We start from the raw sequence: 13,158 nt of genomic DNA on the forward strand, positions 1-13,158 counted from the left end.
TTGCTTTGATTCGTCACGCAGGCGTGCTATCGACCCGCGTCAACCCCACCGATGGGCTCCGATTCTCCGGTGATGCCGCAAGGTACGCCGAGGGTGGCGCTCATCCATACTTGTTTGCGGCAGGGCCGCGGAAGGAGTTGGCACATGGCCACGGTGCACCAAGGCATTCGCGAAGCCTTTACGTTCGACGACGTGCTGTTGAAGCCGGGCCTGTCGGATGTCATGCCGGGTGAGGTCGACATCCGCTCACGCGTCACCCGGGCCATTCCGCTGAACATCCCGATCATGGCCTCTGCCATGGACACGGTCACCGAGGCTCGCATGGCGATCGCCATGGCGCAGGCCGGCGGCCTCGGCGTCATCCACCGCAATTTCGATCCCGAAGGGCAGGCCGCCCAGGTGCGCCAGGTCAAGCGTTACGAGTCGGGCATGGTGGTGAACCCGCTCACCATCAGCCCCGAGGCCACGCTCGATGACGCGCTCAAGCTGATGAGCGATCACGGCATCTCCGGCATTCCCGTCGTCACCGGCGCCGGCAAGAATACGCCCGGCAAGCTGGTCGGCATCCTTACCAACCGCGACGTGCGCTTTGCCACCGATCGCCGGCAAAAAGTCTCCGAGCTGATGACGCATGAAGGTCTCGTCACGGTGCGCGAGAATGTCAGCCAGGACGAAGCCAGGCGGTTGCTGCATCATCACCGCATCGAGAAGCTGCTCGTGGTCGATGAGCAGTACCGCTGCGTCGGCCTGATCACCGTCAAGGACATGGAGAAGGCGGTTGCCCATCCGCTCGCCTGCAAGGACGCGCAGGGGCGTCTCCGCGTTGCCGCCGCCACCACCGTTGGCGACACCGGCTTCGAGCGCACCGAGCGGCTGATCGATGCCGGTGTCGATCTCGTCGTGGTCGACACCGCGCACGGGCATTCCCGCCACGTGCTGCACGCCGTCAACCGCATCAAGCGTCTCTCCAACTCCGTGCAGGTCGTCGCCGGCAATGTCGCCACGGCAGAAGGCGCGCAGGCGCTGATCGATGCGGGCGCGGACTGCATCAAGGTCGGCATCGGCCCGGGCTCGATCTGCACCACGCGCATCGTCGCCGGCGTCGGCGTGCCCCAGCTCACCGCGATCATGGACGCGGTCGAGGCTGCCAAGAAGTCGGACATCCCCGTCATCGCCGACGGCGGCATCAAGTTCTCCGGCGATCTCGCCAAGGCGCTCGCTGCCGGCGCTGACATCGCCATGGTCGGCTCGCTGCTCGCCGGCACCGACGAGACGCCGGGCGAAGTCTTCCTGTGGCAGGGTCGTTCCTACAAGGCTTATCGCGGCATGGGTTCGGTCGGCGCGATGGCGCGCGGCTCGGCCGACCGCTACTTCCAGCAGGACATCAAGGACACGCTCAAGCTCGTGCCTGAGGGCATCGAAGGCCAAGTGCCCTACAAGGGCCCGGTCGGCAACGTCATGCACCAGCTTGCCGGCGGCTTGCGCGCCGCGATGGGCTATGTCGGCGCCAAGGACATGAAGGAGCTGCACGACAAAGCTCAGTTCGTCCGCATCACCGGTGCCGGCCTGCGCGAAAGCCACGTCCACGACGTGACGATCACGCGCGAGGCGCCGAACTATCCGGGCGGGGGCTAGTCGCTCTGCGCTCTCGTGCCCGGCTCTGCGCAGCAACGTTGCACGTTGCAGCGCGTCCGGGACACGAGAACCGTGGCCGCCTTCGCGGTCATCCAATCCAGTGCTTTTGTGTTGACGCGACTGGATTGCTTCGCTTCGCTCGCAATGACAGTGAAGTGGAGGAAGCCATCATGTCCCAAGCAAAACGCATCGTTCTCGCCGCGCGTCCCGTCGGCGAACCCAAATCATCTGATTTTCGCCTGGAGGAATTCGCAGTGCCGACGCCCGCCGCGGGCGAAGTGTTGCTGCGAACGGTCTGGCTGTCGCTCGATCCCTATATGCGTGGGCGCATGAGCGATGGTCCGTCCTACGCGGCACCGGTGCCTGTTGGCGGCGTGATGGAAGGCGAGGCGGTGAGCGAGGTCGCGGCCTCCAGCAATCCTGATTTCGCGGTAGGCGAGATTGTCCGTGCGCGGACCGGCTGGCAGACGCATGCGATCTCGAACGGCAAGGGCCTGATCAAGGTCGATCCCAAGCTCGGTCCGATCTCGACCTCAATCGGTGTGCTCGGCATGCCCGGCATGACCGCGTACACGGGCTTGCTCGACATCGGCAAGCCGCAGGAAGGCGAGACCGTCGTCGTCGCCGGCGCGTCCGGCGCAGTCGGCTCGGCCGTCGGCCAGATCGCGAAGATCAAGGGCGCGCGTGCAGTCGGCATCGCCGGCGGCAAGGACAAGTGCGACTACGTGGTGAAGGAGCTCGGCTTCGATGCCTGCATTGATCACCGCGATCCCCAGCTCGCCGCGAAGCTGAAAGATGCCTGCCCTGGGGGTATCGACGTCTATTTCGAGAACGTCGGCGGCGCGGTGTTCGAGGCGGTGTTCCCGCTGCTCAATCCGTTCGCGCGCGTGCCGGTCTGCGGCCTGATCGCCCATTACAACGACACCGAGGCCAAGCCGCCGAAATGGGCTGCGTCGATGATGCGTGCGACGCTGACCAAGCGGCTGACCTTCCGCGGCTTCATCGTCTCCGACTTCGCCTCGCGCCACGGCGACTTTCTGCGCGACATGTCCACCTGGGTCCGCGACGGCAAGGTGAAGTACAAGGAGTTCGTCACCGAGGGCCTGGAGAGCGCCCCCGGTGCCTTCATCGGGCTCCTGAAGGGCGCCAATTTCGGCAAGCAGCTGGTGCGGGTCGGGCCGGACAAGGCTTAGCCTTCAAGGCCTGGAGCGCCTGGTGGAGGCCTGGGGCGCCGTTTGGTTGCCCCAGTGCCACACCTCGGGCGCCGCTGGTTAACAAAGAGTTACCAATCGGCCACACCTGCCCGTAAAGTCCGCAGGTGTGACCGAGGGTTCATTGACGTCCCGGCGAAGGCATTGAATCATCGCGCATATTTTAGGGTGTTGCGATGTTAGAGATCGGTATTTTCAGCGTCATCGTTCTGGCCGCCGGCTATTGGGTGGCCATGTTCGTCATGGGTCGCCATGACGACGTCATCCACGGCAAGTTCGTGCACAGCGAGGATGAAGAGGCGTCCGCGCAGCTTCCGATGCCGACCCCGCCGCCGCGCTTTCCCAAGCGTCCGGTCAAGGCGGCCGAGCCCGCCAAGACTGTGCCTGCCAACGATTCAGCATCTGCGCCGGTGACCAGCGAGGTGCTGCAATCGTTGCTGGCTGCGATCCAGCAGGATCTCAAGAGCGTCGCCTGAGCGGCGAAGCGGGGGGGCTAGTGTTCGCCGCCCATCTGCGCGAGCAGCTCTTCGATATCGACGTCGATCTGGCCCGCCGCGCGGACGTGGCGGACTTCAAGGCTGTCGGGTTGGAAGCGATACTCGACGAGCCCGACTTCCTTGATTGCAATCCGGTCCTGGCGCGCGTCGTTGATCTTGAAGCCGGCCGAGGGTGCCCAGACGTGCCTGGTGTGGCGGAAGGTGAAATCGCGGCGCTGGTGCACGTGACCGCTGGCGATGAGGCGGAGGTCGATGCGCGCAAACATCTCGATCAGCCGCGCGCGCGCCGGCTGCGGCACGTAGCGGATCGAAGTTTCCGGTGTTTCAGGATCGTCGGGCAGATTGAGAAACAGCGGCTTGTGGATGAACAGCGCGACCGGTTTTCCGTTCGCGCCTGCAATCGCCGAGGCGAGCCAGTCGAACTGCTCGGCCTCGAACGCGAGTCCTGAATTCATCACCAGCGCGTTGAGGCCGATGAAGCGCCAGCCTGCGGCGTCGAACGACCAATGGTCCTCGCCGATGATGTCGCGGAATTGCCGGCGATGAACTTCCGCGACCGGCGGTTTTGGCGCGGGCCCGAGTGCGGTCGGATTGTCGCCGATGTCGTGATTGCCGGGAATGTAGCGGCAGGGAACGGGCAGAGCGGCGTGCAGGCTCTTCGCGAACTCCATATCGTCGCGGCTGGTCGGCCCGTCGAACGAAACGTCGCCGGTGTTGATGACGAGATCAGGCCTGCTTGCGTCGATGTGCTCGCTGACGTGATGAAAGTTGGCGATCAGGCCGGGAAAGCGCCGACCGAGATGCGTGTCGGAAATCTGGGTGATGCGAAATTCGGACATGCGCAAACTATCGTCCCGCCAAACGTCGGAACGATGACATCAGCGCAAAACCCGCGATGAAACAAAGTTTAAAGCACGCGGTAGCGGATCGTATAGGCGTCCTGTTGCGCGACGTCGCTTGCGATCGGCGAGGCGATGCGGTCGGCGAGGTGCCATGGGCCGAACTGCCCGGTGCGATGCGGCTCGGCGGGCAGACGCAGGCGGAACTCGAAGGTGCCCTTGCCGGGCAGGTTCAGGACCAGCACACGGTCGGCGGTGTGGTGGTTCAGCGCCACCGCGCCGCGCAGCAACGCGCGCCCGTCGGCAAGGTCGGTGACGCCGTCGACCAGAGCGAGGGTCTGGTTGCGATCCGTGTGCAGCTCGATCTGGGTGTCGGCGGAAACGGCGCTGAGTGTTTCGCGCGGCATCCGGATCTCGAACTCGACCGCGGGCTTGGACGGGTTGAGGCCGAGATAGGCGAGCGCGGCGTGGCGCATGTCGTAGCCGACGAAGGCGAGCAGGGCGACGGCCGCAAGCACGGCCAGACCGTGCCTGACGAGGTCGCGCCGGCTCCGGTATCCCAGTCGGAAATACACCGTCAGCGCCAGCGCGACGGCGAGGGCCGCCGCGACGCCTGACAGCGCCGACATCCAGAGCCCGAGCTGGCCGTCGGCGGATTCGGTCCAAAGGCCGGACAGGGTGCTGATGGTGCTCACTTGGCGGACCCGCCTTGCAGGCCCGCAATGGGCCAAAATCGCTTGAATGATCGGCAGTTGGTCGCAGATGCGGGAACGTCGGTTCAACTGGTTGATTGTCAGCGCCAGAAGTCGCGGCTAATGACGGTCTGCGGCAATCCGCCTGACGGGAAAGATCCGATGTCCGTTCAAATGGTCCTGCTGCCGGTCTTCGTGCAGGTCGGCCTCACCTTCGCGCTGCTGATCGGCATGGTGCTCGGACGCCGCAATGCGCTGGTCTCGGGCGACACCAAGATCCGCGACATTGCGCTGGGCGAGCCGAACTGGCCGAAGGGCGCCACCCAAATCGCCAATTGCTACCGCAACCAGTTCGAGCTGCCGCTGCTGTTCTACGCCCTGATCGCGCTGGCCATGCCGCTGCGCCATGCCGATCTCTTCATCGTGCTGATGTCCTGGGTGTTCGTGGTGACGCGCTTTGCCCATGCCGGCGTGTTCGTCACCTCGAACGATCTCGGCCGGCGCTCGTCGGTCTGGCTCGCCGGCGTGCTGGTGCTGCTGGCGATGTGGATCTACTTCGCACTGAAAATCCTGTTGCTGATCTGACTCTTGCGAGTCTGATTTCATCTGAAAGATTCAAATGACTCCCGCTGCCCGGCTGTCCGCAGCCATCGAACTGATCGACACCATCGAACGCGACCGCGTGCCCGCGGCCAAGGCGCTGAAGGAGTGGGGCACCGCGCACCGCTTTGCCGGCTCCGGCGACCGCGCCGCCATTGCGGGCCTGGTCTGGGACGTGCTGCGCCGTTATGCCTCGAGCGCCTATCTCATGGACGACGATACCGCGCGCGCGCGCCTGATCGGCATGCTCCGTCTCGAGCGGAACATGGACACCGCGACCATGGCCGCCATGTTCGACGGCAGCCGGTTTGCGCCGGAGCCGCTGACGGACGCCGAGCAGGCGGCGCTCTCCTCGCGCTCGCTCGAGGGCGCACCGGCCGCGACCGCCGGCGACTATCCGGAATGGCTGGATCCTCATCTCACCAAGGTGTTCGGCGAGGACCGCGCGGCGGAGGCCGTGGCGATGGCGAGCCGGGCGCCGCTCGATCTGCGCGTCAACACGCTAAAATCCAATCGCGACAAGGTGCTGAAGGCGCTTGCTCATCTTCATGCGAAACCGACGCCATGGTCGCCAAACGGCGTGCGCATCGCGCTTTCTGCCGATGCGCGCAACCCGGGAATCCAGGCCGAGGAGGATTTCATCAAGGGCGGCATTGAAGTGCAGGATGAGGGATCGCAGCTTGCGGCGCTGTTCACCGCGGCAAAACCGGGCGAGCAGGTGATCGATCTCTGCGCCGGGGCCGGCGGCAAGACGCTGGCGCTCGCAGCCATGATGCAGGGCAAGGGCCGGCTGATCGCGACCGATAGCGACAAGCGCCAGCTCGTGCCGATCCACGAACGCCTGTCGCGCGCCGGCGTCCACAACGCCGATGTCCGCACGCCCAGGGGCGACGCCGATCCGCTCGTCGACATCAGCGCGACCGCCGACCTCGTCGTCATCGACGCGCCCTGCACGGGAACCGGAACCTGGCGCCGCAACCCCGATGCCAAATGGCGCATGCGGCCGGGCGCGCTGGAAATCCGCCTCAAGGACCAGGCCGAGGTGCTGGAGCGCGCAGCGCCGCTAGTCAAGGCCGGCGGCCGCATCGCCTACATCACCTGCTCGGTCCTCCCGGAGGAGAACGGCGAGCAGGTGAGGGCCTTCGTCGCCAGGCATCCGGACTTCGCGGTGGTGCCGCCGGAGCAGACCGCAAGCGTGCTCTGGGACAAGGCCGAGGAGTTTGCGCAGGCCGCGCTGCAATCGCCCGAGGGCTGGCTGATGACCCCGCGCCGCACCGGCACGGACGGGTTCTTTGTCTCGGTGCTGAAGAAGGTCTCGTAGGAGAAGGTCTCGTAAGGTAGGCAAAGGCGCGCAAGCGCCGTGCCCACGATCTCTTGCCGACAGGTGGTGGGCACGCTCCGCTTTGCCCACCTACGGCACTGCCGATGCGGCGCCATCCCTCAAACAAAAACCCCGCGAACCGGAATCCCGGTCGCGGGGTTTCTGAACTCAACGATCTGCCGGTACGTCCGTGGTCAGATCGCGAATGTCGCGGTCAACTAGCCGGCGCGGAGGTTGTCGGCCGACGACTTGCCGCTGCGGCGGTCCGCAACGATGTCGAAGGAGACCTTCTGGCCCTCGTTGAGGGTCGACAGACCAGCGCGCTCAACGGCGCTGATGTGAACGAAGACGTCCTTTGCGCCGTCATCCGGCTGGATGAAGCCAAAGCCCTTTTGGTTGTTGAACCACTTCACGGTGCCCATTGCCATAGTCATTTCCTTTCGATTGACGATGCACTCAGGGGGACAAATGCGCTTCATTGCGCCCACGTCCCTATTGGTCGATTTTGGAGAAATACCTGAAACGTGCTCGCCCATTGGAAATGAGACGGAGCGGCCCAGTCGTTCGGCCAAGGATCGATGTTCACAATCTAGCGAGTTTTTGGGGCAACTTCAAGGCAGCGCGCCCTCACGGCGAGCGCTGCGGAGTTTGCTATTTTGCGCTGCACACGATGAGTTCCGTCAATCCACGATGAAGAGAGTGGCACCCTTCGCCGTCGACGAGCGATGCGCGGCATCGCCGAAATCCGAGACCTGGTAGCTCATGCCCGGCGTCAGCTTGAACGTGCGCCCGTCGCGCAACTCGCTGTCGAGCTCGCCTGCCAGTACGTAGAGCACGTGCCCGCGATCGCACCAGTGATCGGCGAGATAGCCCGGCGAATACTCGACCATCCGCACGCGCAACTCGCCGATGTTGAGCGTTCGCCATTTGGCTTCGCCGGTCTCGCCGGGATGCGTGGTGGCTTCGACCTTGCTCCAGTCGGTGACGGTGAAAGGCGAGGTGGGGAGCTTCATGGGGAGAATCCTGTATCAGCGCCGGCAATCCCTGTTGTTAGCGCACGCGCGCGCCACAGTCTCCGTCATTGCGAGGAACTCTTGCGACGAAGCAATCCAGAGTGTTGCCCCAGAGGCAGTCTGGATTGCTTCGCTACGCTCGCAATGACGTGGAGAGTGCTGCGCTCAATGCAACAAATGGTTCGCCGATCCCTGCACGATCAGTCCCGCATCATTCACCCGCAGATACTCGCAGATCTTCTTCCCGCGCTCGTTCTGGTAAAACACCACCACGCTGTCAGGGCTGACGTACACGTCGATCAACGTGAAGTGCAGTTCCGGCAGCAGCCCGAGCGCCTTGCCCCAATACGCGCGCAACTCATCTTTGCCATGCACGGTGCCGCTGGCATCAAATCCCATCGCCGGGATGCGGTCCGAGGTCATCACCGCAGCGTCGTCGTAGAGCGTCAGCACCCGTTCGAGATCGCGTGCGTTCCAGGCCTCGACCCAGGTCCGGCCGAGCGCGGCAAGCGTTGATGGCTGATGGTACTGCGACATGGCGTTCTCCCTGATCGCCCCCTGTTTATAGGTAGGGCAAATTAGGTCAATAATACTTACCTATATCCATTTGTCCATGCCCAAAGAAGAATGTGGGCGCGCAGTCCGCGCGGTTGCGGGCAGGGGGCTCATCGCGTATTTGCTGCCCATGACAGCAGCACAGAACGACCGCTCCGCGTCGACGCCCTCCGTGGCCTCGGCGCACGACAAGATTCTCATCGTCGACTTCGGCAGCCAGGTGACGCAGCTGATCGCGCGTCGCGTGCGCGAGGACGGCGTCTATTGCGAGATCGTCCCGTTCAACAAGGCCGAAGCCGCCTTCGTCGAGATGAAGCCGAAAGCGGTGATCCTCTCCGGCGGACCGGAGTCGGTGCATGAGGCCGGCTCGCCCCGCGCCCCGCAGGCCATCTTCGATTCCGGCGTGCCCGTGATGGGCATCTGCTACGGCCAGATGACCATGGCGGCCCAGCTCGGCGGCACCGTCGAGGGCGGCCATCACCGCGAATTCGGCCGCGCCGATGTCGAGGTCAAGGCGCCGAGCAAGCTGTTCGAGGACGTCTGGTCATCAGGCGGCAAGAACCAGGTCTGGATGAGCCATGGCGATCGCATCACCAAGATGCCGCCGGGCTTCTCCGTCGCCGGCACCTCGCCGAACGCGCCGTTCGCGATCATCCAGGACGAGACGCGCAAATATTACGGCCTGATGTTCCACCCCGAAGTGGTGCACACGCCCGACGGCGCAAAACTGATCCGCAATTTCGTCCGCAAGATCGCCGGCCTCACGGGCGACTGGACCATGGGCGCCTTCCGCGCGGAAGAGATCGCCAAGATCCGCGCGCAAGTCGGCAGGGGCAAGGTGATCTGCGGCCTCTCCGGCGGCGTCGACTCGGCCGTCGCGGCCGTGCTGATCCACGAAGCCATCGGCGACCAGCTCACTTGCGTGTTCGTCGATCACGGCATGCTGCGCCTCGACGAGGCCAAGACCGTCGTCGACCTGTTCCGCCACCACTACAACATCCCGCTCGTGCACGTGGATGCGTCGAAACAGTTCTTGGGCGAGCTCGAAGGCGTCACCGACCCTGAGACAAAGCGCAAGACCATCGGCCGCCTCTTCATCGAGGTGTTCGAGCAGGAGGCCAAGAAGCTCGGCGGCGCCGACTTCTTAGCCCAGGGCACGCTCTATCCTGACGTGATCGAGAGCGTCTCCTTCACCGGCGGCCCCTCGGTGACGATCAAGTCGCACCACAATGTCGGCGGTCTGCCCGAGCGCATGAACATGAAGCTCGTCGAGCCCCTGCGCGAGCTGTTCAAGGACGAGGTGCGCAAGCTCGGCTACGAGCTCGGTCTCCCCGAAATCTTCGTCGGCCGCCACCCGTTCCCGGGCCCGGGCCTCGCCATCCGTTGCCCCGGCGACATCACGAAGGACAAGCTCGACATCCTGCGCAAGGCCGATGCCGTCTACATCGATCAGATCCGCAAGCACGGCCTCTACGACGACATCTGGCAGGCTTTCGCCGTGCTGCTGCCCGTCAAGACGGTGGGCGTCATGGGCGACGGCCGCACCTACGATTATGTCGTGGGCCTGCGCGCCGTCACCTCAACCGACGGCATGACCGCGGACTTCTACCAGTTCGACATGAAGTTTTTGGGCGAGACCGCCACGCGCATCATCAACGAGGTAAAGGGCGTGAACCGGGTGGTGTACGACGTGACCAGCAAGCCGCCTGGGACGATTGAGTGGGAGTAGGGGGGGCGGCCGGTTAGGTTTCAAGCGATATGTATTGTCGTCCGACGATCATGAGTTCGTAGGGCGCATCTACGACCTTTCGATCGTAGAAATGCATTTCGAAACCTACGAGGAACTCTCCAAACACGCTGATTGCAAGTACGCCTACGACGTGAACTATGCTCTGTCGATGCTGACCCGACGGGTCGAGTCACTCAACATGGTCGGCGGTATGCTATGGCCGAATGGCATGCCGAAGAATTTTAAGACGTTTCCTGTTTCTCGCTACGAATGGCTCAGGGTATCTGCGGACGCCTTTCTCGGGCGTTACATCTCCGTAGTCGATTGCGCGATGATCCTCGTGAATGAGGTGTTTGAGTGCGGCCTAGCTTTCGAAGCCTGCACAATTCAGAACTTTAAAAAGGTGCCAATCCCGCGAGATGTATTGACGCACATTAGAGAGATGATTGACGATCAGGGACTCTTGCGCAAAGAGCGGAACGGCCGTTTTCACCATGGGTCCGAGCGGGGGTTCAGCTCCGACGATCAGACGTTCCGGATCGCGTCGTTGTTCGAACATCGATTCAACGGAATGGTTGGACCCAACGGAAAGCAGCTTCCAATCGAGCGGCTCTTCCGAGAAGGGCTCGTTGAACTTCAGAGGGATTTTAATGGTGTCATGAGGAGGGTCGTGAAGCAGCTCGATCACCTCTACGATATGCTGTGTCCGGAATTTGAAGGCCGCTTTTCCCCTCGGTTCAAGGCTGGTCCGTTCTCTCGCAGCGCGTAGGATGGGTAGAACGCAGCGAAACCCATCGCGTCTATAAGAGCACGATTGATCATTGTCGCTTCCGCTCTATCTATCGTACGACTGTCGCGTCCGCTCAGCGAAGAATGAATCTCGAAAGGAGCCGCGCATGAAGGTCCACGAGAAGTCGAAGGGCTATCACGAGGGCGCCAAGGATTATGTCTCGGGCCGTCCAGGCTATCCGGCCGAAGCGGTGACCTGGCTCCGCGAAGTGATTGGGGTCGTGCCTGGCAAGAAGGTTCTCGAGGTCGGCGCCGGCACCGGCAAGTTTCTGCGGACGCTGAAGGACGCTGGCGGCGACATCGTCGCGCTCGAACCGATCGAGGAGATGCGCGCCGAACTGGTGCGGGCGTTTCCGGACGTCACCGCTCTTTCCGGGACGGCGGATGAGATTCCGCTTCCCGATGGCTCGGTCGATGCCGTGGTCTGCGCGCAGGCGTTCCACTGGTTCGCAACGTCCAGCGCGGTCGCGGAGATGCGGCGCGTGTTGACCCCTGGCGGCATGCTCGGGCTGATCTGGAATGGCCGGGACGAAAGCATGCCGTGGGTCGCCGCATTGTCGAAAATCCTCGATCGGCGTGAGGGCGATACGCCGCGCTATCTCACCGGCGCGTGGCGAAAGGTCTTCCCGGCGCCCGGGCTCGAATTCGTCGGTGAGCGTCACGCTCGCAACAGCCATGTCGGAACCGTCGAGCAAGTCGTCGTCAAACGGACGCTGTCGGTGAGCTTCATCGCCGGGCTGCCGGCAGAGCAGCGCAACGAGGTCGAGAGCGAAGTCCGGGCTCTGATCGCGCGCACGCCCGAACTCGCCGGCGGTGGGGAGATCGCATTCCCTTACGAGACCAGCATGTTCGCCTATCGGAAGGTCTGACGGGCGAGCGGGCGACTGAGCGACGACCACCTCCGCGCAAACGCTGGATGTGGGGTCTGTGCTGTCATGGTACGACACTGGCGTCCTCGTCGGAGCCCGTGTTCATGTCAGTCCAAGCCAGCGCAGCCCAGCCGCCCGCCACTTCATCTGAGTCCGATCCCGAAGCCCTCGGCTGGATGCAGGGCTTCCCACCGTCCCCCGATCGCCTCATCACCTTCCAGGACGGCTCGTTCCGCAGCTTCCCCGAACTGCGCTGGGCCTGGAGCAACATCCGCCAACTCGTGCCGACCGTAAACGTCTGGCGCGGGGCGGGGCCTGCATCTCCGCTGCCGCGCGCGGAGCAGGATATCGGTGCGGTCGCCTCGACCACGATGGACGGGCGGCCCATGACCTTCGCGAAGATGCTGGAGGAGACGTACGCCGACGGCATCGCCGTATTGCATCGGGGCAAGCTGATCTATGAACGCTATTTTGGCGCGCTGAAGCCGCACAAGCCGCATATCGCGATGTCGGTGACGAAGTCGTTCACCGGCACGCTCGCCGGCATCCTGATCGCCGAGGGCAAGATCGATCCGCAGGCGCCTGTGACGGACTATGTGCCGGAGCTGAAGGCGAGCGCGTTTGGTGATGCGCGCGTGCACGAGGCCATGGATATGACCACGGGCCTCGAATACACCGAAGTCTACACCGACAAGAATTCGCACGTGTGGGGCTTGCGGCGCGCCAACGGCATGGCGCCGATTCCGCCGGACTATGACGGCGCCACCAATATCTTCGATTTCCTCGTCGGGCAGCAGAAGCAGGGCGAGCACGGCAAGGCGTTTTCCTACAAGACAGTCAATTCCGATGTGCTGGCCTTTATCATCAGGCGGGCCAGCGGCATGACGCTGTCCGATCTTCTCTCCGAGCGGATCTGGCAGCCGATGGGTGCGGAGGAGGACGCGCATTACCATGTCGATCGCATCGGCACCGAGAGCGGTGGCGGCGGCCTCTCGACGACGCTGCGCGATCTCGCCCGCTTTGGTGAGACCATCCGCAATCACGGCCGCTTCAACGGCCGCCAGATCGTGCCGTCGCAGGTCGTCGAGGACATCGCGCGCGGCGGCGACCCCGAAAAGTTCCGGCCTGCCGGCTACACCACGCTGCCTGGCGCCTCCTATCGCAATCAATGGTGGGTCACGCACAACGCCCACGGCGCCTACATGGCGCGCGGCGTGCATGGGCAGGGCATCTACATCGATCCCAAAGCCGAGATGGTGATCGCGCGCTACGCCTCGCATCCCGTCGCGGGCAACGCGGCCAACGATCCCGTGACGTTGCCGGCCTACATGGCGCTGGCGAAGGAGCTGATGGCGGGCGGGTAGGGGGGCCATACACTCGCTGTCATCGCCCGATTTAATCGGGCGAT

General features: G+C 63.9%; 14 protein-coding genes. 9 read left to right on the top strand and 5 right to left on the bottom strand.

Annotation, left to right across the window (positions count from 1 at the left end; all coding sequences use genetic code 11):
• The first annotated feature begins 144 nt into the window (after window positions 1-144).
• From guaB to JQ631_RS06395, 3 genes are all read left to right on the top strand, one after another.
• Entirely contained in the window at window positions 145-1,635 is a 1,491-nt protein-coding gene (gene guaB / locus JQ631_RS06385) for an IMP dehydrogenase (protein ID WP_212324884.1), read from the top strand.
• Window positions 1,636-1,805: 170 nt separating this feature from the next.
• On the top strand, window positions 1,806-2,828 hold the full coding sequence (locus tag JQ631_RS06390; protein ID WP_212324886.1) for an NADPH-dependent curcumin/dihydrocurcumin reductase: 1,023 nt from the start codon (window positions 1,806-1,808) through the stop codon (window positions 2,826-2,828).
• Between the two features lie 194 nt (window positions 2,829-3,022).
• A complete protein-coding gene (locus JQ631_RS06395; protein WP_212324888.1) occupies window positions 3,023-3,322 on the top strand; it encodes a hypothetical protein in 300 nt (99 codons plus the stop codon).
• Window positions 3,323-3,339: 17 nt separating this feature from the next.
• On the opposite strand, the gene JQ631_RS06400 is transcribed toward JQ631_RS06395, so the two are convergent.
• A complete protein-coding gene (locus JQ631_RS06400; protein ID WP_212324890.1) occupies window positions 3,340-4,182 on the bottom strand; it encodes a metallophosphoesterase family protein in 843 nt (280 codons plus the stop codon).
• Window positions 4,183-4,250: 68 nt separating this feature from the next.
• A complete protein-coding gene (locus tag JQ631_RS06405; protein WP_212328516.1) occupies window positions 4,251-4,868 on the bottom strand; it encodes an acriflavin resistance protein in 618 nt (205 codons plus the stop codon).
• Window positions 4,869-5,036: 168 nt separating this feature from the next.
• Here JQ631_RS06405 and JQ631_RS06410 point away from each other — a divergent pair, with 168 nt between their 5' ends.
• Both JQ631_RS06410 and JQ631_RS06415 read left to right on the top strand, forming a co-directional pair.
• On the top strand, window positions 5,037-5,459 hold the full coding sequence (locus tag JQ631_RS06410; RefSeq protein ID WP_212324892.1) for an MAPEG family protein: 423 nt from the start codon (window positions 5,037-5,039) through the stop codon (window positions 5,457-5,459).
• 34 nt (window positions 5,460-5,493) lie between these two features.
• Window positions 5,494-6,795, top strand: a complete 1,302-nt coding sequence (locus JQ631_RS06415) for an RsmB/NOP family class I SAM-dependent RNA methyltransferase (RefSeq protein WP_212324894.1) — start codon at window positions 5,494-5,496, stop codon at window positions 6,793-6,795.
• Between the two features lie 218 nt (window positions 6,796-7,013).
• Here the strand turns inward: JQ631_RS06415 and JQ631_RS06420 are convergent, their stop codons facing one another.
• From JQ631_RS06420 to JQ631_RS06430, 3 genes are all read right to left on the bottom strand, one after another.
• Window positions 7,014-7,223 (bottom strand): cold-shock protein, encoded by a 210-nt coding sequence (locus tag JQ631_RS06420; RefSeq protein WP_027532363.1) that lies wholly within the window; start codon window positions 7,221-7,223, stop codon window positions 7,014-7,016.
• 252 nt (window positions 7,224-7,475) lie between these two features.
• Entirely contained in the window at window positions 7,476-7,808 is a 333-nt protein-coding gene (locus tag JQ631_RS06425; protein ID WP_212324896.1) for a DHCW motif cupin fold protein, read from the bottom strand.
• A gap of 165 nt (window positions 7,809-7,973) precedes the next feature.
• Window positions 7,974-8,345, bottom strand: a complete 372-nt coding sequence (locus JQ631_RS06430) for a nuclear transport factor 2 family protein (protein ID WP_212324897.1) — start codon at window positions 8,343-8,345, stop codon at window positions 7,974-7,976.
• 148 nt (window positions 8,346-8,493) lie between these two features.
• On the opposite strand from JQ631_RS06430, the gene guaA reads away from it, so the two are divergent.
• The 4 genes from guaA (at window position 8,494) to JQ631_RS06450 (ending at window position 13,114) form a co-directional block, all read left to right on the top strand.
• Window positions 8,494-10,092, top strand: a complete 1,599-nt coding sequence (gene guaA / locus JQ631_RS06435) for a glutamine-hydrolyzing GMP synthase (protein WP_212324898.1) — start codon at window positions 8,494-8,496, stop codon at window positions 10,090-10,092.
• 34 nt (window positions 10,093-10,126) lie between these two features.
• Window positions 10,127-10,861, top strand: coding sequence for a hypothetical protein (locus tag JQ631_RS06440; protein ID WP_212324899.1), 735 nt, complete (start codon window positions 10,127-10,129; stop codon window positions 10,859-10,861).
• 127 nt (window positions 10,862-10,988) lie between these two features.
• On the top strand, window positions 10,989-11,750 hold the full coding sequence (locus JQ631_RS06445; RefSeq protein WP_212324900.1) for a class I SAM-dependent methyltransferase: 762 nt from the start codon (window positions 10,989-10,991) through the stop codon (window positions 11,748-11,750).
• Between the two features lie 104 nt (window positions 11,751-11,854).
• Window positions 11,855-13,114 carry a serine hydrolase domain-containing protein gene (locus JQ631_RS06450; RefSeq protein ID WP_212324901.1) on the top strand — a complete coding sequence of 420 codons (1,260 nt, stop codon included), beginning with the start codon at window positions 11,855-11,857 and terminating at the stop codon, window positions 13,112-13,114.
• Window positions 13,115-13,158: the final 44 nt, after the last annotated feature.

This window comes from Bradyrhizobium manausense (genome assembly GCF_018131105.1).
GTDB classification, from domain to species: domain Bacteria; phylum Pseudomonadota; class Alphaproteobacteria; order Rhizobiales; family Xanthobacteraceae; genus Bradyrhizobium; species Bradyrhizobium manausense_B.

Excerpts from the sequence above, each read along its gene's own strand:
- JQ631_RS06410 (WP_212324892.1), top strand. The coding sequence starts at position 5,037 with ATGTCCGTTCAAATGGTCCTGCTGCCGGTCTTCGTGCAGGTCGGCCTC.
- JQ631_RS06400 (WP_212324890.1), bottom strand. The coding sequence starts at position 4,182 with ATGTCCGAATTTCGCATCACCCAGATTTCCGACACGCATCTCGGTCGG.
- JQ631_RS06415 (WP_212324894.1), top strand. The coding sequence starts at position 5,494 with ATGACTCCCGCTGCCCGGCTGTCCGCAGCCATCGAACTGATCGACACC.
- JQ631_RS06395 (WP_212324888.1), top strand. The coding sequence starts at position 3,023 with ATGTTAGAGATCGGTATTTTCAGCGTCATCGTTCTGGCCGCCGGCTAT.
- JQ631_RS06450 (WP_212324901.1), top strand. The coding sequence starts at position 11,855 with ATGTCAGTCCAAGCCAGCGCAGCCCAGCCGCCCGCCACTTCATCTGAG.
- JQ631_RS06420 (WP_027532363.1), bottom strand. The coding sequence starts at position 7,223 with ATGGCAATGGGCACCGTGAAGTGGTTCAACAACCAAAAGGGCTTTGGC.
- JQ631_RS06390 (WP_212324886.1), top strand. The coding sequence starts at position 1,806 with ATGTCCCAAGCAAAACGCATCGTTCTCGCCGCGCGTCCCGTCGGCGAA.
- JQ631_RS06445 (WP_212324900.1), top strand. The coding sequence starts at position 10,989 with ATGAAGGTCCACGAGAAGTCGAAGGGCTATCACGAGGGCGCCAAGGAT.
- JQ631_RS06425 (WP_212324896.1), bottom strand. The coding sequence starts at position 7,808 with ATGAAGCTCCCCACCTCGCCTTTCACCGTCACCGACTGGAGCAAGGTC.
- guaA (WP_212324898.1), top strand. The coding sequence starts at position 8,494 with ATGACAGCAGCACAGAACGACCGCTCCGCGTCGACGCCCTCCGTGGCC.
- JQ631_RS06430 (WP_212324897.1), bottom strand. The coding sequence starts at position 8,345 with ATGTCGCAGTACCATCAGCCATCAACGCTTGCCGCGCTCGGCCGGACC.
- guaB (WP_212324884.1), top strand. The coding sequence starts at position 145 with ATGGCCACGGTGCACCAAGGCATTCGCGAAGCCTTTACGTTCGACGAC.